This window comes from Citrobacter tructae, from assembly GCF_004684345.1.
GTDB lineage: Bacteria > Pseudomonadota > Gammaproteobacteria > Enterobacterales > Enterobacteriaceae > Citrobacter > Citrobacter tructae.
This window is the reverse complement of the sequence record NZ_CP038469.1, coordinates 1,345,682-1,364,049: the sequence shown is the minus strand read 5'-3', so window position 1 is coordinate 1,364,049 and position 18,368 is coordinate 1,345,682. Positions and strand designations below refer to the sequence as shown.

General features: G+C 52.7%; 18 protein-coding genes and 1 riboswitch. Of the genes, 8 read left to right on the top strand and 10 right to left on the bottom strand.

Annotated elements, in window-relative coordinates:
• Nucleotides 1-35 precede the first annotated feature (35 nt).
• Complete coding sequence (gene rlmA, locus E4Z61_RS07160) at nucleotides 36-845, top strand: 23S rRNA (guanine(745)-N(1))-methyltransferase (protein ID WP_135322166.1); 810 nt, start codon at nucleotides 36-38, stop codon at nucleotides 843-845.
• Here rlmA and mntP read toward each other — a convergent pair.
• The 5 genes from mntP to manX form a co-directional block, all read right to left on the bottom strand.
• On the bottom strand, nucleotides 842-1,408 hold the full coding sequence (gene mntP, locus E4Z61_RS07155) for a manganese efflux pump MntP (RefSeq protein WP_135322165.1): 567 nt from the start codon (nucleotides 1,406-1,408) through the stop codon (nucleotides 842-844). The two genes, rlmA and mntP, sit on opposite strands and share 4 nt — an antisense overlap.
• A 116-nt stretch (nucleotides 1,409-1,524) precedes the next feature.
• Nucleotides 1,525-1,625, bottom strand: a riboswitch (yybP-ykoY riboswitch).
• A 197-nt stretch (nucleotides 1,626-1,822) separates the two neighbouring features.
• The gene (locus E4Z61_RS07150) at nucleotides 1,823-2,281 is read right to left on the bottom strand and encodes a DUF986 family protein (RefSeq protein ID WP_096756707.1); all 459 of its coding nucleotides are present in this window, start codon (nucleotides 2,279-2,281) and stop codon (nucleotides 1,823-1,825) included.
• A gap of 61 nt (nucleotides 2,282-2,342) precedes the next feature.
• Entirely contained in the window at nucleotides 2,343-3,194 is an 852-nt protein-coding gene (locus E4Z61_RS07145; RefSeq protein ID WP_135322164.1) for a PTS mannose transporter subunit IID, read from the bottom strand.
• Nucleotides 3,195-3,206: 12 nt separating this feature from the next.
• The gene (locus E4Z61_RS07140) at nucleotides 3,207-4,007 is read right to left on the bottom strand and encodes a PTS mannose/fructose/sorbose transporter subunit IIC (RefSeq protein ID WP_096756709.1); all 801 of its coding nucleotides are present in this window, start codon (nucleotides 4,005-4,007) and stop codon (nucleotides 3,207-3,209) included.
• A gap of 58 nt (nucleotides 4,008-4,065) precedes the next feature.
• On the bottom strand, nucleotides 4,066-5,028 hold the full coding sequence (manX, locus tag E4Z61_RS07135) for a PTS mannose transporter subunit IIAB (protein ID WP_135322163.1): 963 nt from the start codon (nucleotides 5,026-5,028) through the stop codon (nucleotides 4,066-4,068).
• Nucleotides 5,029-5,291: 263 nt separating this feature from the next.
• On the opposite strand from manX, the gene E4Z61_RS24370 reads away from it, so the two are divergent.
• Both E4Z61_RS24370 and yoaE read left to right on the top strand, forming a co-directional pair.
• A complete protein-coding gene (locus E4Z61_RS24370) occupies nucleotides 5,292-5,501 on the top strand; it encodes a protein YoaL (protein WP_420808700.1) in 210 nt (69 codons plus the stop codon).
• The gene (gene yoaE / locus E4Z61_RS07130; RefSeq protein WP_135322162.1) at nucleotides 5,489-7,048 is read left to right on the top strand and encodes a CNNM family cation transport protein YoaE; all 1,560 of its coding nucleotides are present in this window, start codon (nucleotides 5,489-5,491) and stop codon (nucleotides 7,046-7,048) included. The genes E4Z61_RS24370 and yoaE overlap by 13 nt, the downstream gene beginning before the upstream one ends.
• Nucleotides 7,049-7,054: 6 nt before the next feature.
• Here the strand turns inward: yoaE and E4Z61_RS07125 are convergent, their stop codons facing one another.
• From E4Z61_RS07125 to pabB, 4 genes are all read right to left on the bottom strand, one after another.
• Nucleotides 7,055-8,653: an EAL domain-containing protein gene (locus E4Z61_RS07125; protein WP_135322161.1), complete on the bottom strand. Its 1,599-nt coding sequence runs from the start codon at nucleotides 8,651-8,653 to the stop codon at nucleotides 7,055-7,057.
• A gap of 130 nt (nucleotides 8,654-8,783) precedes the next feature.
• A complete protein-coding gene (gene sdaA / locus E4Z61_RS07120; protein WP_135322160.1) occupies nucleotides 8,784-10,148 on the bottom strand; it encodes an L-serine ammonia-lyase in 1,365 nt (454 codons plus the stop codon).
• Between the two features lie 231 nt (nucleotides 10,149-10,379).
• Nucleotides 10,380-10,958 (bottom strand): CoA pyrophosphatase, encoded by a 579-nt coding sequence (locus E4Z61_RS07115; RefSeq protein WP_135322159.1) that lies wholly within the window; start codon nucleotides 10,956-10,958, stop codon nucleotides 10,380-10,382.
• 3 nt (nucleotides 10,959-10,961) lie between these two features.
• Nucleotides 10,962-12,323, bottom strand: coding sequence for an aminodeoxychorismate synthase component 1 (gene pabB / locus E4Z61_RS07110; RefSeq protein WP_135322158.1), 1,362 nt, complete (start codon nucleotides 12,321-12,323; stop codon nucleotides 10,962-10,964).
• Between the two features lie 83 nt (nucleotides 12,324-12,406).
• On the opposite strand from pabB, the gene E4Z61_RS07105 reads away from it, so the two are divergent.
• Entirely contained in the window at nucleotides 12,407-12,592 is a 186-nt protein-coding gene (locus E4Z61_RS07105; protein WP_135322157.1) for a YoaH family protein, read from the top strand.
• A gap of 6 nt (nucleotides 12,593-12,598) precedes the next feature.
• Here the strand turns inward: E4Z61_RS07105 and E4Z61_RS07100 are convergent, their stop codons facing one another.
• A complete protein-coding gene (locus E4Z61_RS07100; protein ID WP_135322156.1) occupies nucleotides 12,599-12,943 on the bottom strand; it encodes a RidA family protein in 345 nt (114 codons plus the stop codon).
• A gap of 142 nt (nucleotides 12,944-13,085) precedes the next feature.
• Between E4Z61_RS07100 and E4Z61_RS07095 the strand changes: the two genes are divergently transcribed.
• The 4 genes from E4Z61_RS07095 (at nucleotide 13,086) to fadD (ending at nucleotide 18,328) form a co-directional block, all read left to right on the top strand.
• On the top strand, nucleotides 13,086-14,996 hold the full coding sequence (locus E4Z61_RS07095) for a DNA repair helicase YoaA (RefSeq protein WP_135322155.1): 1,911 nt from the start codon (nucleotides 13,086-13,088) through the stop codon (nucleotides 14,994-14,996).
• 58 nt (nucleotides 14,997-15,054) lie between these two features.
• The gene (gene tsaB / locus E4Z61_RS07090) at nucleotides 15,055-15,750 is read left to right on the top strand and encodes a tRNA (adenosine(37)-N6)-threonylcarbamoyltransferase complex dimerization subunit type 1 TsaB (RefSeq protein ID WP_135322154.1); all 696 of its coding nucleotides are present in this window, start codon (nucleotides 15,055-15,057) and stop codon (nucleotides 15,748-15,750) included.
• A 103-nt stretch (nucleotides 15,751-15,853) separates the two neighbouring features.
• A complete protein-coding gene (locus tag E4Z61_RS07085; protein WP_135322153.1) occupies nucleotides 15,854-16,438 on the top strand; it encodes a Slp family lipoprotein in 585 nt (194 codons plus the stop codon).
• Between the two features lie 204 nt (nucleotides 16,439-16,642).
• Nucleotides 16,643-18,328: a long-chain-fatty-acid--CoA ligase FadD gene (fadD, locus tag E4Z61_RS07080; protein WP_135322152.1), complete on the top strand. Its 1,686-nt coding sequence runs from the start codon at nucleotides 16,643-16,645 to the stop codon at nucleotides 18,326-18,328.
• Nucleotides 18,329-18,368: the final 40 nt, after the last annotated feature.

Below are 18,368 nucleotides of genomic sequence, written 5' to 3'. Positions count from 1 at the left end.
ACACTTGCGCCCTGAAGCCATCTGCCGGAGTTGTCATGTCGTTTTCCTGTCCCCTTTGCCATCAGCCTCTTACTCAAGATAAAAACAGTTTTTCGTGTCCTGGCCGGCATCAGTTTGACCTGGCGAAGGAAGGGTATGTCAACTTACTCCCGGTTCAACACAAGCGGTCGCGCGATCCGGGTGATAGTGCCGAAATGATGCAGGCGCGCCGGGCATTTCTCGACGCCGGGCATTATCAGCCGCTGCGTGAGGCGATTGTGAACGTCCTCCAGCAAACGTTAACTCCAGATGAAGCGGCGATTCTGGATATCGGCTGTGGGGAAGGGTATTACACGCACGCGTTTGCAGATGCGATACCAGGAGGCGCGACTTTTGGCCTGGATGTCTCGAAGGTGGCGATTAAGGCTGCCGCCAGGCGTTACCCGCAAGTGACCTTTTGTGTCGCGTCAAGCCATCGCCTGCCTTTTGCCGACGCCTCAATGGATGCCATTATCAGGATCTACGCACCATGCAAAGCTCAGGAACTGGCTCGCGTGGTGAAGCCGGGGGGATGGGTGATTACGGCCACGCCAGGGCCGCGGCATTTAATGGAGTTGAAAGGGCTGATTTACGATGAGGTGCGTCTGCATGCGCCGCACACCGAACAGCTGGAAGGCTTTGCCCAGCAGCAGAGTATCGCGCTGGGCTATCAGATGCAGCTAAGCGGCAGCGAGGCCGTGGCATTGCTGCAAATGACGCCTTTCGCCTGGCGGGCAAAACCGGAAGTCTGGGAAACGCTGGCGGGGAAAGAGATATTTGACTGCCAGACAGATTTTAGTATTCATATCTGGCAGCGCGTGAATTAACCGTTGAAATGTGCCCAGAGGATCTGGGCACCGATGCCAATCAATACCACCCCGCCGAGAATTTCAGCGCGTTTACCCAGCATCGGGCCAATAAAGCGCCCGATCATCATCCCCAGTGTGGACATAATCAGCGTGGCACAGCCGATAGCCAGCGCGGTGGCAATAATGTTGACCTGCAGGAAAGCCAGGCCAACGCCGACGGCCATCGCATCCAGGCTGGTTGCAATTGCGGTGGTCACAAGCAGCCAGAAACCGTGGCGGCGCTGTGGCTCTTCATCTTCATCATCGTTGTCACGGAAACCTTCGATTATCATTCGCCCACCGAGGAAAATCAGCAGGATGAAGGCAATCCAGTGGTTCCACTCAAGCACGAATTTACTCGCCAGCATGCCCATTCCCCAGCCAATCAGCGGGGTCAGCGTCTCGACTGCACCGAAAATAAGACCCGTGCGCAGAGCCTCAGAGAATTTGGGTTTGTGTAGCGTGGCACCTTTGCCAATTGATGCAGCGAACGCATCCATCGACATGCCGAAAGCGAGAAGAACAGTAGCGGTGATATTCATAACAGCGTCCTGACCGGGGTAACCATTAAACACATCACTGCCCCCAGTAACCATACACGTCAGAACACGCAGTTCAGAAAACATGCATTGCAGTTGATGTGTCTATGGTCTCGCCTGACTGTATGTTTACAGTCCGTACGCGCCACGTCTTGCGACGAGTATGTTGACACGTACATTTCCGGAGTCTGGAAATCGGCTACTCCCCAATGACGGGCGCAACCTTAACATAATTTGAGAATATAAAACAAGAAACGCGGGAATATTATTTGACATCTAATTGAAAACGATTTTCATTTAGATCTAATTATCGATAAAACGTTAAATAAAATAACAAATAGAAGAAAGGAATATAGCCCGTGCTATGTCTTTTTTGCTTCAATACACAAAAATTATAGCTCAGGCTATGTTGGTAACTTATTGATTTGATATGAGGAGTTTATATATTCTCTCAAGGTCGTCTATATTTCGCACGCGGATAAGCAATCGCCGATGTTCTAATTGCATCACCAGTACGCCATCTTCAGATAAATTCATCTCTTTAATCCGGCTATATTCAACCCAAACATTGGCGAAGAAAAAACCTTTTTGTTTGAAGATGATTTTTGGCGTGCGGATCCAGAACAGATATATCCCCATCAACACCAGAGCACATAATAACCATGTGGTGAATTGTGCCCCATGGCTGGTGACGTTGTTGTAGATAAGAATCGCGATTAACCCAATGAAGATAACGCTATCGACGCGGCTGCGAGGCAGCAGGGGAACGGCAAGCAGAGTAGGGCCATTACGGCGGGGCATGATGAACTGATCGTAGATGGCAAACGCCAGTAGCGACAGGATAAAAAGAACCAGCACCAGGTCCGTGATAGTCATGAATCCTCAACCTTCTAAATAGAAAAACCGGGAGCAGGGCCCCCGGTATTGTATAGCAGTCTTACAGGCCGAGCAGGCCGACAGCGTAACCCGCGATACCGATGACGAAGAAGCCAACGATAATCCACAGGGCGTTAACTTTCTTACGCAGCAGCCACATACAGGCGAAGGTCAGCAGCAGCGGTACCAGGCCAGGCATCAGCTGGTCAAGGATAGTCTGCACGGTGGTCACACGCGTTTGGCCATCCTGACCGGTGATGGTGGAAACCACCAGCGGGATGTTCACATGCGTCCACTTATTCACCAGGGCCCCCATGACAAACAGGCCGAGGATTGACGCCCCCTCAGTCAGTTTCTGCAGGAAGCCGCCGCCCATATCTTTAACGATATCGACACCTTTACGGTAACCGTACGCCACGCCGTAGTAACGCGTAGCCAGACGGACCATGTTAAACAAGATGAAGAACAGCAGCGGACCCAGCAGGCTGCCGCTCATCGCGATACCTGCGCCGAGGGCGGCAAATACCGGACGTACGGTACCCCAGAAGATCGGGTCGCCCACGCCTGCCAGCGGTCCCATCAGACCAACTTTGATACCGTTGATGGCACCATCGTCAATCTCTGCGCCGTTAGCACGCTGTTCTTCCATCGCCAGCGTTACGCCGAGAACCGGTGCCGCAACGTATGGATGGGTGTTAAAGAATTCCAGGTGACGCTTAATAGCTTGCTTACGGGCGTCGTTGTTCTCAGGGTACAGGCGGCGGATTGCCGGTACCATGGAGAAGCAAAAACCCAGCGCCTGCATACGTTCGAAGTTCCATGAACCCTGAAACAGGTTAGAACGAATGAACACGCCACGAATGTCACTCGGAGTGAGTTTTTTCTCGGTGGTAGTTTTAGTCATATCAACCATTTCGCTCACCTGCTAGTCCAGTTCGTTATCAAGGTCATTGTTGCCAGCAGCTTGAGCTGGCGCACCCGCTACGCGGTTATATTTCGGGCTCAACTGAATGTAGAGGATGGCCATTACTGCGCCGATCACACCCAGTGCAACCAGGTTGAAGTTAGTAAATGCCGCAGTGACGAAGCCGAGGTAGAAGAACGGCATCAGGTAGCCTGCGCGCATCATGTTGATGACCATCGCATAACCTACGACTACGATCATGCCGCCTGCGATGTTCAGACCGCCGGTGACCACTTCAGGGATCGCGTTCAGCAAGCCCTGGACTTCACTGGTGCCCACAGAAATTGCCACGATAACCGCAGGGATCGCGATACGCATTGCCTGCAGGAACAGTGAGGACACATGCAGCCAGGAGAGCGCCGTCAGGTTGCCGCTCTCAGCTGCCTTATCTGCAGCGTGCTGGAAGGCAACGGTGATGGTACGAACGATGATGGTCAGAACCTGGCCTGCTGCTGCCAGCGGGATAGCCAGTGCGATACCGGCACCGATGCTTTGGTGACCCGCGATAACCAGAACGGTAGAAATAATTGAGGCCAGTGCGGCATCCGGTGCAACGGCAGCACCGATGTTCATCCAACCCAGCGCGATCATTTCCAGGGTACCACCGATGATAATACCGGTTTTCATGTCCCCGAGAACGGCGCCAATCAGCGTACAGGCCACCAGCGGACGGTGGAACTGAAATTCATCGAGCACCGACTCCATACCCGCGATACATGCGACGATGAACACCAGCACAATCTGAAGAGTGGTAATCTCCATTGTACTTCTCCTATTGCTATACAGACTTAAGTGTGAAAGCTAAGTAAATGCCAGGTAATTATTTCGCCTTGGCAATCAAATCCATCATTTTCAGTTTCTGATCGGTAGAAACCTTACGGGCTTCGAGTTCAATGCCACGTGCGTTGAGTTTCTTGAAGGCTTCGATGTCTTTTTCATCAACGGAAATCGCGTTGTTAACCTGCGTTTTACCCTGACGGAAAGCCATGCCACCAATGTTTACCGAAGTGATTTTCACGCCACCTTCCACGACACGTTCGACATCGGTCGGGTTGGTGAACAACAGCATCACGCGATCGCCTGCATATTTCGGGTTGTTGTAGACGCGGATCATTTTCGCGACATCAACCACGTGCGCCGTTACACCCGGAGGCGCAACCTGAGTCAGCAGCGTTTTGCGCACGGTATCTGCGGCAACTTCATCGCTGACGACGATAATGCGGGTCACGTTGGTCTCTTTGGTCCAGCGAGTCGCTACCTGGCCGTGGATTAAGCGATCATCAATACGTGCCAGTCCGATCTGCATATAATCGTTCGGACCCATCGGTTTAGCCGGAGCTGCTGCTTTTGCTGCTGCAACTGGGGCAGGGGTGGCTTTCTCAACCGGTTTCGCTTTCAGCGCTTTCACGCCTTCGCTACCGGTTTCAACTGCCAGTGCGACTAATTCATCAAAGCTTGGGTTGTCATCACGCGCCATGAAGGTTTCGACCAGCATGGGAATGTTCACGCCAGCGATGACTTCGTAATGCTCTTTGTCGACGACAATGCGGCTCGCAGCGTTGAACGGACTGCCTCCCCATGTATCAACGAGAAACAGCACGCCTTTACTGGTATCGAGTTTTGCCAACTGAGCGTTGTACTTTTCGATCAGCGTTTCAGCATTTTCACCTGGAACGAAATCGATCCAGCCGACGTTTTCCTGCTCGCCTAACAGCATTTCTGCTGTTTTAAGTAACTGCTCTGCAGCCCAACCATGTGTGCCTATCACAATAGCAATGGTCACTTGCTACCTCCTTTATTATCGTTAACACATCGACAACGAGATGTATTTTGAATCGCCGTCCGCAATCGAATCGATTCAGATAAGGGTTACAATGGAAAACCTATGATTTTCGTGAATTATTTTAGATATCGAAAAAATTATTTTATGTGATGAAGATCCGTAATTTAACTTCCGATTAAAAGAAATTTCGAAGGGTAAAATATCTCCGACACAACTTATTGCAAAGGAAGGTAAATCTTTGCTAAAAACCAGTTGTCTCTGTTATGTTTAGCATATGTTTAATTATTCAGGAGTATAGGGTAGTAGCCCACCGTATGGATCGTCACCGACGTCATTTCACCTTTAGGTCGTATCAAGCCTGTCAGTTTGGCACTTTTTGCCACAAACTCTATCTGCATATTGCTTTAACGCCTGAGATGTCCAGGGCGCAGTTTAGTCATTCTTTAAGCAGGAGCTTGTCATGGAACTCTTAATGGACCCGCAGATTTGGGTGGGTTTGCTCACGCTTGTTGTTCTCGAAATTGTGCTGGGTATTGATAACCTGGTCTTTATTGCGATTCTGGCCGATAAGCTGCCACCAAAACAGCGAGATAAAGCGCGTCTGATCGGTCTGTCGCTGGCGCTGATTATGCGTCTGGCGTTGCTGTCTGTTATCTCGTGGATGGTGACGTTGACGAAACCGCTGTTCACGGTAATGGACTATTCGTTCTCGGGGCGTGACCTGATTATGCTGCTGGGGGGTATCTTCCTGTTGTTCAAGGCCACTACCGAGCTGCATGAGCGGCTGGAAAACCGTGAGCATGATACCGGGCAGTCAAAAGGCTATGCGAGTTTTTGGGTTGTCGTGACGCAGATTGTGATCCTGGATGCGGTCTTCTCCCTGGATGCAGTGATCACGGCCGTCGGAATGGTGAACCATCTGCCGGTAATGATGGCGGCGGTTGTGATTGCGATGGCGGTGATGCTGCTGGCGTCCAAGCCGCTGACGCGATTCGTGAACCAACATCCGACGGTTGTGGTGCTGTGCCTGAGCTTCCTGTTGATGATCGGTTTGAGCCTGGTTGCTGAAGGATTTGGTTTCCACATTCCGAAAGGTTATCTGTACGCTGCCATTGGCTTCTCGATTATTATCGAACTGTTTAACCAGATTGCCCGTCGTAACTTTATTCGCCACCAGTCGACGCTGCCGCTGCGTGCACGTACCGCCGACGCCATTGTGCGCCTGATGGGCGGTAAACGTCAGGCCGGTATACAGGTGGAGTCCGACAACCCGATTCCGGTACCTGTTCCAGAAGGGGCGTTTGTTGAAGAAGAACGCTATATGATCAACGGCGTGCTGTCGCTGGCCTCACGTTCTTTGCGCGGCATTATGACGCCGCGTGGTGAAATCAGTTGGGTGGATGCGGATCTGAGCGTGGCAGAAATTCGTGAACAACTGCTCTCTTCGCCGCACAGTCTGTTCCCAGTGTGTCGCGGTGAACTTGACGAAATTATCGGTATCGTGCGGGCTAAAGAGCTGTTGGTGGCCCTTGAAGACGGCGTGGATGTGGCGGCAATTGCCTCTGCGTCACCGGCTATCGTTGTTCCCGAAACGCTGGATCCGATTAATCTGCTGGGCGTGTTGCGTCGTGCTCGCGGCAGCTTTGTTATCGTCACCAACGAATTTGGCGTCGTTCAGGGGTTGGTGACACCGCTGGATGTGTTAGAAGCCATTGCTGGTGAGTTCCCGGACGCCGATGAAACACCGGAAATCATCGCCGATGCGGGGGGCTGGCTGGTAAAAGGCGGCACCGATCTGCATGCGCTGCAGCAAGCGCTGGACGTTGATACGCTGGTGGATGAAGACGAAGATATTGCCACGGTGGCGGGGCTGGTTATTGCGGCGAACGGTCATATCCCGCGAGTTGGGGATGTGATTGAGGTCGCACCGCTGAGCATCACCATTGTCGAAGCTAACGATTATCGTGTGGATCTCGTTCGCATTGTTAAAGAGCCGTCTGCTCACCATGAAGACGAATAATCTGGCCTAACGAAACGGCATAACGGGCATGATATGCCCGTTATGCCGGGCGGGTGGTGGTGTACTGCCCGCCAGCCATTTTGGAAAATCACGCAATGGCATCGGCTTGGCGTAGAGAAACCCCTGCAACATATGTACGCCATGTCGCCGCAAATGCTGCGCCTGCGCTTGCGTTTCAACCCCTTCAGCCACCAGCTCAATATTCAGTCTTTTCCCCAATGCGATGATGATATCGGTGACGGTCGAATTGACGGCGTCAGTACCGATCGCGGAGGTAAATGATTTATCAATCTTCAGCACATCCGGACGTAACTTTTCCAGCCACGAGAGCGAACTGTTGCCGGTACCGAAATCGTCGATGGCCAGTTTTACCCCCAGATCGTGGAGTTCGTGCACCAGCCGATAATCGACATCCAGGAGCGCATCGCGCTCGGTTAGTTCAATAACCAGTTGCTGAATGGGATGCTGGCTAAACCAGTAATGATTAAGGTCTTTTAACAGCATACTGTCGCGAAAATGGCTGGCGGCGACGTTGATACCAATATGGAACTGGCTGCTCATCGGGAAAAGGTGTCGTTGCTGAATGGTTTCTGCGATGACATGGCGGGTCAGGGGCACAATCAGGTTGTGCTCTTCAGCGATCGGGATGAACACTTCAGGTGAAATCCAGCCCTGACGTGGGTTGTTCCAGCGTAAGAGAATTTCAACGCCCGTGCACTGCTGGGTGCTGGCATTCAACAGCGGCTGGCAAAATAGCTCGAACTCCCGTTCAGCAAGGGCCAGATTAATTTCCCAGGAAAAACTCATTCTGTTGGCGGTAGCCAACCATGCCAGATACCCGACCAGCAGACTGAGCATCAATGCTAACGGTAACTGCGTGGGCAGATGTCTTAACGCCAGCTCGCTGGCCCCTGGCCCGCTGACGCTAATGGCAAAGGGAAAATGTTGTGATGAAAGCTGGTAGCGCTGTTCATCATCAATCTCCGGTAGCTTGTCGACGACGCCTTGTCCGTAAAGTAGATGCCGTTTCCCGAAGGTTAAACTGGCATTGGTAATTTGCGGGGGCTGTGGCTCAAGCAGCATGCTCGACAATAATTCAATATTGACGATTTCCAGCACGCCATCTTCACCATTGGCAGACGACGGATACCACTGTGTCAGAATAGGACTGCCTTTAATCAATGAATGATCGGTAGACAGCAACAGCTGCGGCTCCCGGCTGGGCAATTCAGGTTGCAGTTGCTTGATTGGCACATTGCGATAGCCAAAGATACTTGAACAATAGAGGATGCCACCCTGAACAAGGTTAATAGAACGTACGGTTTGCAGTCTGGCGGCGTGTTTGCTCAGGGGTAAACGCGCCACGGAGCAGGGCAGGCCGATTAACGGTAGCAGCACATCACGTCCGGTTTGCAGCGGGAGCAGGATGTCATCCAGCTCTTCTACGGCATGGTTGGCGAACGTGACGGTGTAATGATGATTTAAATTACGCTCCGAAATAAATCGGACAGATAATGTAAGAATGAGCGTCAGAAGTGCACAAACTGTGCAGACGATTAAGCGATTACGGCGATAATTTTTGATGATCCGTTGTGCTGTTTGCATGCGGGCCGCCCGATAAGCCGTTGGTCACAGAAGCCAACAGCAACAGAGCAAGTGTAGTGGGGAAAATTACAGTAGACGAGGGTGAGGAGGTAAATTCGCCCATCCGTCGCAGATGGGCGAAAATTAAGTATTAGTCACACTGAACTTTAATTGCCAAGCCGCCGCGTGAGGTTTCGCGGTATTTGGCGTTCATGTCCTTGCCGGTTTCGTACATGGTTTCGATGACTTTATCCAGCGAAACGCGTGGGGCACTGGTACGACGCATGGCCATACGTGCTGCGTTGATCGCTTTAACGGAGGCAATCGCGTTACGCTCAATACATGGCACCTGTACTTGTCCGGCAACCGGGTCGCAGGTTAAGCCAAGGTTGTGTTCCATACCGATTTCGGCTGCCACACATACCTGCTCTGGGCTTGCCCCCAGCAGCTCAGCCAGGCCAGCTGCGGCCATGGAACATGCCACGCCCACTTCCCCCTGACAGCCTACTTCTGCGCCAGAGATCGAGGCGTTCATTTTGTACAGTGCGCCAATCGCACCGGCCGCCAGGAAATAACGGATATAGATATCCGGGCTGACGGGCTCAATGAAATGATCGTAATAGGCCAGAACTGCAGGCACGATACCGCAAGCACCATTAGTCGGTGCGGTCACTACGCGACCGCCAGCGGCGTTCTCTTCGTTCACGGCCAGCGCGAACATGTTCACCCAGTCGATCACGTTCATCGGATCGTTGGAGAGCTTGTCGTTGGAAACCAGCATACGACGCAGGGCAGAGGCACGACGAGGAACGCGCAGCGGGCCAGGCAGAATGCCTTCGGTGTTCATCCCACGGTCGATACAAGCCTGCATGGTTTGCCAGACGTTGCCAAAATACGCCTCAATCTCTTCTTTGCTGTGCAGCGCAAGTTCGTTCTGCATCACCATGCCAGAGAGAGACAGGCCCGTGCTGTTGCAGTATTCCAGCATTTCAGCAGCGGATTTGAACGGATAAGGTACGCTGACCTCATTCGCGGCATCCTGACCAAAATGTTCTTCATCAACGATGAAACCACCGCCAATGGAATAATACGTTTTGCTGTAAATAACGGTTTCACCGCTGTACGCGTGAATTTGCATACCGTTTTCATGCAGCGACAGGTTGCCGTTGCGAAAACGCATGCCGTCATTTTGCGGGAAATCGACTTCGTGCTGACCCTGCGCAAGCAGCAGGCGTCCACGGGTTTCGACATCGCGGATAAATCCGGGAATGCTGTCGATGTCCACGGTAGCAGGCTCATTGCCCGCCAGACCCATAATAATGGCGATATCGGTATGGTGACCTTTACCCGTGAGCGACAGTGAACCATACACGTCGACGGCAACACGAGTAACGCTGTCCAGTAATCCTTTTTCGACCAGGTCATCGACGAACTGTTTACCCGCCTTCATAGGTCCTACGGTATGGGAAGATGAGGGACCGATCCCCACCTTAAACATGTCGAATAGACTAATCACGATAATACTCCTACAGGGCGACTGGGCTTTCCAGTAACGATGTTATAACTGCGCATAGTGTAAGAGGGAACGCGGCGATCGGCTTAACTATTCACATGAATTAAACTAATAGATAACCGCGATTTTACTAATGTTGTGACGGGAGTTTCAGGTTGTGTCTTCCGCACGTAAAGATAAGTATAGCTTCTCGCTGGAGAGCGGCGCAGGGCGGGCTAAATGTGGCAAATAGCGTCAGGCTTTCACGCCAATTTGCAGGGCCAGTTCGCGGATAATTCCGGCGGTCATTCCCCAGACGAAATAATGCTCATACCATGAAAGCCAGACGCGGTGCGAGTCACCCCGGCGGTAAATATCTAATGGGTGATAACGGCCCAAATGCAACGCCTGTGCCAGCGGCATTTCAAACACCGCAGAGACTTCATCTTCACTTGCGCGATACGGAAGATTGGGCGGGATAATACCGACGACCGGCGTGACCTGAAATCCGGTGACGCTATCAACCGGCGGCAAAACGCCAATGACCTCAACACACGAAGGCGGAATGGCGACTTCCTCTTCGGCTTCTCGCAGTGCGGCGGCAATCAGCGACGCATCACTGCTGTCTACTGCGCCGCCAGGAAAGGCGACCTGTCCAGCATGTTTGCGTAGATGAACGGATCGCTGAGTTAACAGCAACCCAGGCTGAGGGCGGCGGATGATGGGAATAAGCACGGCAGCCTGGCGTTGGTTTAACGCTTCATGATTCACCTGCGGGCGCAGGAGTTGGAAACGCGATAAAAAATCATCAAGCGTCAGGCTGCTGTTTTCCACGGTTTAGTTCTCCAGTTGGTGCAAAATACGATTCACTTTATCAAACGTTTCCTGATATTCCGCATATTCCTGACTGTCCGCAACAATGCCGCCACCTGCAGAGCAGTAGATTTGTCCGTCCACGGCTGTCAGGGTGCGGATAGTGATACTGGTATCCATATTGCCGCAAAAGCTAAGATAACCAATGCTGCCGCACCATGCATTGCGTCTTTGCGGTTCCAGCTCATCAATAATCTCCATTGCCCGCACCTTCGGGGCTCCGGTAATCGATCCACCTGGGAAGGCGGCGCGTAGTAGATCCGTTGCATGCAAAGTTTCTGGCAAACGGGCTGTGATGGTACTGACCAGATGATGCACCGCAGGGAAGGGTTCAACCACAAACAGTTCGGGGACCTTTACCGAACCCGGTACGGCAACGCGACCAATATCATTACGCATCAAATCGACGATCATCAGGTTTTCAGCTCGATCCTTGGGCGAGTTCGCCAACGTTTGAGCCTGCAGGCGATCGGCATCAGGGGAGTCTAATCGTGGCAACGTACCCTTAATGGGGCGCGTCTGGATCTGTTGGTTTTCTAACTGAATAAAGCGCTCCGGCGACAGGCTAAGAATTGCGCCTTCCTCGAGGCGGATAAACGCACTGAACGGGGCGCGGTTAGTGTGGTTGAGACGCATAAAAGCTAGCCACTCATCCCCCTGGTATTGCGCTTGAAAGCGTTGGGCAAGATTGACCTGATAACAGTCACCGCTGTGCAAATAACGCTGCACCTGGCGGAACTTTTCACCGTACTGCTCGCGGCTCATATTTGACTGCCAGGCTGACGTTAACGCAAAAGGCTTATGCGTTGGCGTGGATTGACTTTCCAGCCAATTAAGTCGGGCCTGTACATCGGTATGGCTGAGTAGCGACACAGTTTTCAACTGGTGATCGACAATCAACGCCCAATCGTAAATGCCGATCGCCATGTCCGGCAGCGAGATATCTCGCTCGGCAGTGTTTGGCAGTGATTCAAAGCGGCGGCCGAGATCGTAACCAAACAGACCCAGTGCCCCTCCCTGAAATGGGAGGTTGGGATTATAATCGGGCTGAATATCCAGAGATGTTAGCACCGAGCGCAACACTGTCATCGGGTCATCAATCGTGTTCGTGATACCGTCTTTGTCATGTACAATGGTCTGTTCGGCACGTGTGGTCAGCGTCGTTATAGGGTCGGCGACCAGGATATCATAGCGATTATGCGGATGATCGGCATGGCCTGAATGCAGCAGCATAGCCCATGGCTTATGGCTTATAGTCGAAAAATAGCGTTCAGCGGCGTCCTGACGCCAGGGTAATGTAATTATTGCTGGGGATAACGTCTTCATCAGTCCTGACTCGTTGCTACTTTACAGGCTCACTGCCGGGTAGCATAAAATAATTAGCGCAGATAATTTAGCAGGAGTTAACAATGTTTGCAGGTTTACCTTCACTCAGTCATGAACAGCAGCAAAAAGCGGTTGAGCGCATTCAGGAACTGATGTCACAGGGGATGAGCAGCGGGGAGGCGATCACTCAGGTCGCGGCTGAAATTCGCGCCACTCATACCGGCGAACGGATCGTGGCGCGTTTCGAAGACGAGGACGAGGACGAGTAACGCCCGTTACAGCGCGGCGATAATCTTGATCTCGACTTTGTATTTCGGGTTCATCAACCCGGCCTGTACTGTACAACGCACGGGCGCATGACCGGCAACGACCCATGCGTCCCAGGCTTTGTTCATGGCGGCAAAATCACTTTTGTCCGTCAGGAAAATGGTCGCGTCAAGAATGCGTGACTTGTTGCTACCCTGTTTTTCCAGTACCGCATCAATTTGCGCCAGCGTGTTGGCCGTTTGTTCAAACGCGTTAGCATCCAGGTTTTCCGGTACGCCGGTGTAATATAACGTGTTGTTGTGGCAAACCACGTCAGACAAACGATCCTCGGCATCAATGCGCACGATAGTCATAAATTATTCCTCATTTACGTTTTTAACTAATGGGTTTCAGCTGGCGATAAGACTGCCATAATGTTGTGCCCTCGTCACCTCTTCAACTGGCGAAAGACCCGCTGGCCTGACATAATCCCTGTTCAAATGAACAGGGGGTAGTGTGACGGACGATTTTGCAGCAGACGGTCAGTTGGCGAAAGCGATACCAGGTTTTAAACCGCGTGAACCACAGCGACAGATGGCCGTCGCCGTCGCGCATGCCATTGAAAAATCACAGCCGCTTGTCGTAGAAGCCGGGACCGGTACAGGGAAAACCTACGCTTACCTTGCGCCCGCGCTGCGCGCCGGCAAGAAAGTGATTATCTCTACGGGATCGAAAGCGCTGCAGGATCAACTCTACAGTCGCGATCTCCCCACTGTGGCAAAAGCGCTGGAATTCACCGGTAAACTGGCGCTGCTGAAAGGGCGCTCCAACTACCTGTGTCTGGAACGCCTTGAACAACAGGCGCTGGCGGGCGGTGACCTGCCAGTGCAAACCTTAAGCGACGTGATCTTGCTGCGTTCGTGGTCGAATCAAACCGTTGATGGCGACATCAGCACCTGCATTAGCGTGGCAGAAGACTCACACGCCTGGCCGCTGGTGACCAGTACCAACGACAACTGTCTGGGCAGCGACTGCCCGCTGTATAAAGACTGTTTTGTCGTTAAAGCGCGTAAAAAAGCCATGGACGCTGATGTGGTCGTGGTCAACCATCACCTGTTTCTCGCTGATATGGTAGTGAAAGAGAGTGGGTTTGGGGAGCTGATCCCGGAAGCTGACGTGATGATCTTCGATGAAGCCCATCAGCTACCGGATATCGCCAGCCAGTATTTTGGTCAGTCACTCTCCAGCCGACAACTGCTCGATCTGGCCAAAGACATTACCATTGCGTACCGCACCGAGTTGAAAGACACCCAGCAGCTGCAAAAATGCGCCGACCGCCTGGCGCAAAGTGCGCAGGATTTTCGTCTACAACTGGGCGAACCTGGCTATCGTGGCAACCTGCGTGAACTGCTGGCGGACCAGCGTATTCAGCGGGCATTCTTACTGCTCGATGACACACTGGAACTGTGCTACGACGTGGCGAAACTGTCGCTCGGACGTTCGGCGCTATTGGACGCCGCGTTTGAGCGCGCCACGCTATATCGTGCCCGGTTGAAGCGCCTGAAAGAGATCAACCAGCCGGGATTCAGTTACTGGTATGAATGCACCTCGCGGCATTTCACCCTGGCACTGACACCGCTCTCTGTAGCGGATAAATTCAAAGAAGTGATGGACCAAAAGCCGGGCTGCTGGATCTTTACCTCCGCCACGCTGTCGGTAAACGACGATCTTCACCACTTTACTGCGCGACTGGGAATTGAGCAGGCAGAGTCGATGTTGTTGCCGAGCCCCTTTGATTACACGCGCCAGGCGTTACTGTGTGTACCACGCAATCTCCCGCAAACCAACCAACCGGGGGCGGCGCGTCAATTGGCCAACATGCTGCGACCCATTATTGAAGCCAATAATGGCCGCTGCTTTATGCTGTGCACCTCACACGCGATGATGCGCGACCTGGCGGAGCAGTTTCGCGCCACTATGACGCTTCCGGTCCTGTTGCAGGGGGAGACCAGCAAAGGGCAACTGTTGCAACAGTTTGTCAGCGCAGGGAATGCCTTGCTGGTGGCGACCAGCAGCTTCTGGGAAGGGGTGGACGTGCGAGGTGACACGTTGTCTCTGGTCATTATCGACAAGCTGCCGTTTACCTCACCGGACGATCCGCTGTTAAAAGCACGGATGGAAGACTGTCGTCTGCGTGGCGGTGATCCGTTTGATGAAGTTCAACTCCCTGATGCGGTGATCACGTTAAAGCAGGGGGTGGGGCGCTTGATTCGCGATGCAGACGATCGCGGCGTACTGGTGATTTGTGATAACCGCTTAGTGATGCGTCCCTACGGTGCGACCTTCCTGGCGAGTCTGCCACCGGCACCTCGCACACGTGACATTGCCCGCGCGGTTCGCTTTCTTGCCATACCAACGACAGAGTAATTTGTTACAGACTGTGCTAAGATACGCGCCAAATTTATTGATCTGATCACGAAGACCCATGCGAATTCTGGCTATCGATACCGCCACAGAGGCGTGCTCTGTCGCCCTGTGGAATGACGGTAATATCAATGCTCTTTTTGAGCTTTGCCCACGAGAACATACCCAACGGATCCTGCCGATGGTTCAGGATATCCTGAGCGCTGGCGATGTCGTATTAACGGATATCGACGCCCTGGCGTTCGGGCGCGGTCCCGGCAGTTTCACTGGCGTGCGTATTGGTATTGGCATTGCTCAGGGGTTAGCGTTAGGCGCAAACTTACCGATGATCGGCGTGTCCACGTTGGCAACCATGGCGCAGGGTGCCTGGCGCAAAAACGGCGCAACGCGCGTGTTGGCCGCAATTGATGCGCGCATGGGCGAAGTCTATTGGGCTGAATATCAGCGCGATGAAAACGGCATCTGGCACGGCGAAGAGACCGAAGCGGTGTTAACTCCGGAACAGGTTCATGAACGACTTCTGCAGCTTTCCGGCGACTGGATGACGGTTGGCACGGGCTGGCCTGCATGGCCTGAACTGGGTAAAGACAGTGGTCTGGCGCTCCGTGATGGCGATGTTCTGCTTCCGGCGGCTGAAGATATGCTGCCTGTCGCTACGCAAATGTTGGCAGCCGGTAAGACCGTGGCAGTTGAACATGCTGAGCCGGTTTATTTACGTAACACCGTAGCGTGGAAGAAACTTCCCGGTAAAGAATGAATCTTAGTAGTACATCCCCCGATGAATTCAAACTGACTCAACGTGATGAATGCGCAGCAGTTTGAAGTGCACCGGGGCAGGCGCTAAGAAAAGGGAGTCGCACATGGCGGTTCAAAAGCAATTAATGAAAGGTGTGCTGGCAAGCGTATTAGCGTTATCGCTAAGCGGTTGTGTCACCATTCCTGATGCGATTAAAGGTTCAAGCCCAACGCCGCAACAGGATCTGGTGCGGGTAATGAATGCGCCCCAACTGTACGTCGGGCAGGAAGCACGCTTTGGCGGCAAAGTGGTGGACATTCAGAACCAGCAGGGGAAATCCCGACTTGAGATTGCCACTGTTCCTCTCGACAGCGGCGCACGCCCGATTCTGGGTGAGGCTTCGCGCGGGCGAATTTATGCCGATGTTAACGGTTTTCTCGATCCGGTGGATTTCCGTGGGCAATTGGTCACAGTCGTGGGGCCGATTAGCGGCGCGGTGGACGGTAAAATTGGCAGTACGCCGTATAAGTTCATGCTGATGCAGGTAACCGGTTATAAACGCTGGCATATTACTCAGCAGATAGTGATGCCTCCGCAGCCCATCGATCCCTGGTTCTACGGCGCGCGTGGCTGGCGATACGGCGGTTATGGCGGATGGGGATGGTACAATCCGGGGCCGGCACAGGTTCAGACGATAGTTACAGAATAACCAATTGATTTATTTGAAAAAGAAGCAGCGGCGTGTCCGCTGTTTCTGCATTCATATGGATATAAGAAAAATAAATAGTGACGTGCTTCGCAACCTTGTCGTTGTGTAATAAACAAACTGGTACGCTGAGTTAATATTATGTTAACAGTTTGTTTATGGTCTGGGGTTGTGATGACGACGAATACGCATTTTAGAGGTGATGTATTGAAAAAGGTTTGGCTTAACCGTTATCCCGCAGGTGTTCCCGCGGAGATCAATCCTGACCGTTATCAATCCCTGGTGGAACTCTTTGAACATTCAGTAAGGCGTTATGCTGATCAGCCTGCGTTCGTGAATATGGGGGAGGTGATGACCTTCCGCAAACTTGAAGAGCGCAGCCGGGCATTTGCGGCGTATTTACAACAGGGGTTAGGGCTGAAAAAGGGCGATCGTGTTGCGCTGATGATGCCGAACCTGCTGCAGTATCCTGTGGCGCTGTTTGGTATTCTGCGTGCCGGCATGATCGTGGTAAACGTGAACCCTTTGTACACACCGCGTGAGCTGGAGCATCAGCTCAATGACAGCGGCGCGACAGCGATTGTGATTGTCTCCAACTTTGCCCACACGCTGGAGAAAGTCGTCGATAAAACGTCGGTTCAGCATGTGATCCTGACGCGAATGGGCGATCAGCTTTCTACCGCCAAAGGGACGCTGGTTAACTTTGTGGTGAAGTACATCAAGCGTCTGGTGCCGAAATATCATCTGCCTGATGCCATCTCGTTTCGCAGCGCGTTGCAAAACGGCTATCGCATGCAGTATGTGAAGCCTGAAGTGGTGTCCGAGGATTTAGCCTTCCTGCAATATACCGGTGGCACTACCGGCGTGGCGAAAGGCGCAATGCTCACGCACCGCAATATGCTGGCTAATCTCGAACAGGTTCATGCCACCTACGGTCCGTTGCTGCATCCGGGTAAAGAGCTGGTCATAACCGCGCTACCGCTGTATCACATTTTCGCGTTGACGATGAACTGCCTGCTGTTTATTGAACTGGGTGGTCAAAACGTACTGATCACGAACCCACGTGATATTCCGGGCCTGGTGAAAGAACTGGCGAAATACCCGTTTACTGCCATGACCGGTGTCAACACGCTATTTAACGCCTTGTTGAACAACAAAGAGTTCCAGCAACTGGACTTCTCGTCGCTGCATCTCTCTGCGGGGGGCGGTATGCCCGTTCAGCAGGCGGTTGCAGAACGTTGGGTGAAGCTGACCGGCCAATATTTGCTGGAAGGTTATGGCCTGACTGAGTGTTCGCCGTTGGTGAGCGTCAACCCGCACGATATTGACTATCACAGCGGCAGTATTGGCCTGCCGGTTCCCTCCACCGAGGTTAAACTGGTGGATGATGACGATAACGAAGTCCCGCCGGGCGAGCCGGGTGAATTGTGCGTGAAAGGCCCGCAGGTGATGCTGGGTTACTGGCAGCGCCCTGATGCGACCGATGAAATTGTCAAAGACGGCTGGTTGCACACCGGTGATATCGCGGTGATGGACGATGAAGGCTTCTTGCGCATCGTCGATCGCAAAAAAGATATGATCCTGGTCTCCGGTTTTAACGTTTATCCGAACGAAATTGAAGACGTGGTGATGCAACATCCTGGTGTGCAGGAAGTTGCCGCGGTGGGCGTGCCCTCGGGTAGCAGCGGTGAAGCTGTGAAGATTTTTGTCGTGAAGAAAGACGCGTCACTCACCGATGAAGCGCTGATTACGTTCTGTCGCCGTCAGTTGACCGGCTACAAGGTTCCGAAGCTGGTGGAATTCCGTGATGAGTTGCCAAAATCTAACGTTGGCAAAATTTTGCGACGAGAATTGCGTGACGAAGCCCGTGGCAAAGTGGACAATAAAGGCTGAGCGTTAAGTCAGTCATCAGAAAGCGCCGGTTAATCCGGCG

Coding starts and splice junctions, on each gene's coding strand:
- rlmA (WP_135322166.1), top strand. CDS start 36: ATGTCGTTTTCCTGTCCCCTTTGCCATCAGCCTCTTACTCAAGATAAA.
- mntP (WP_135322165.1), bottom strand. CDS start 1,408: ATGAATATCACCGCTACTGTTCTTCTCGCTTTCGGCATGTCGATGGAT.
- E4Z61_RS07150 (WP_096756707.1), bottom strand. CDS start 2,281: ATGACTATCACGGACCTGGTGCTGGTTCTTTTTATCCTGTCGCTACTG.
- E4Z61_RS07145 (WP_135322164.1), bottom strand. CDS start 3,194: ATGGTTGATATGACTAAAACTACCACCGAGAAAAAACTCACTCCGAGT.
- E4Z61_RS07140 (WP_096756709.1), bottom strand. CDS start 4,007: ATGGAGATTACCACTCTTCAGATTGTGCTGGTGTTCATCGTCGCATGT.
- E4Z61_RS24370 (WP_420808700.1), top strand. CDS start 5,292: ATGTTTAGCATATGTTTAATTATTCAGGAGTATAGGGTAGTAGCCCAC.
- yoaE (WP_135322162.1), top strand. CDS start 5,489: ATGGAACTCTTAATGGACCCGCAGATTTGGGTGGGTTTGCTCACGCTT.
- E4Z61_RS07125 (WP_135322161.1), bottom strand. CDS start 8,653: ATGCAAACAGCACAACGGATCATCAAAAATTATCGCCGTAATCGCTTA.
- pabB (WP_135322158.1), bottom strand. CDS start 12,323: ATGAAGACGTTATCCCCAGCAATAATTACATTACCCTGGCGTCAGGAC.
- E4Z61_RS07105 (WP_135322157.1), top strand. CDS start 12,407: ATGTTTGCAGGTTTACCTTCACTCAGTCATGAACAGCAGCAAAAAGCG.
- E4Z61_RS07100 (WP_135322156.1), bottom strand. CDS start 12,943: ATGACTATCGTGCGCATTGATGCCGAGGATCGTTTGTCTGACGTGGTT.
- tsaB (WP_135322154.1), top strand. CDS start 15,055: ATGCGAATTCTGGCTATCGATACCGCCACAGAGGCGTGCTCTGTCGCC.
- E4Z61_RS07085 (WP_135322153.1), top strand. CDS start 15,854: ATGGCGGTTCAAAAGCAATTAATGAAAGGTGTGCTGGCAAGCGTATTA.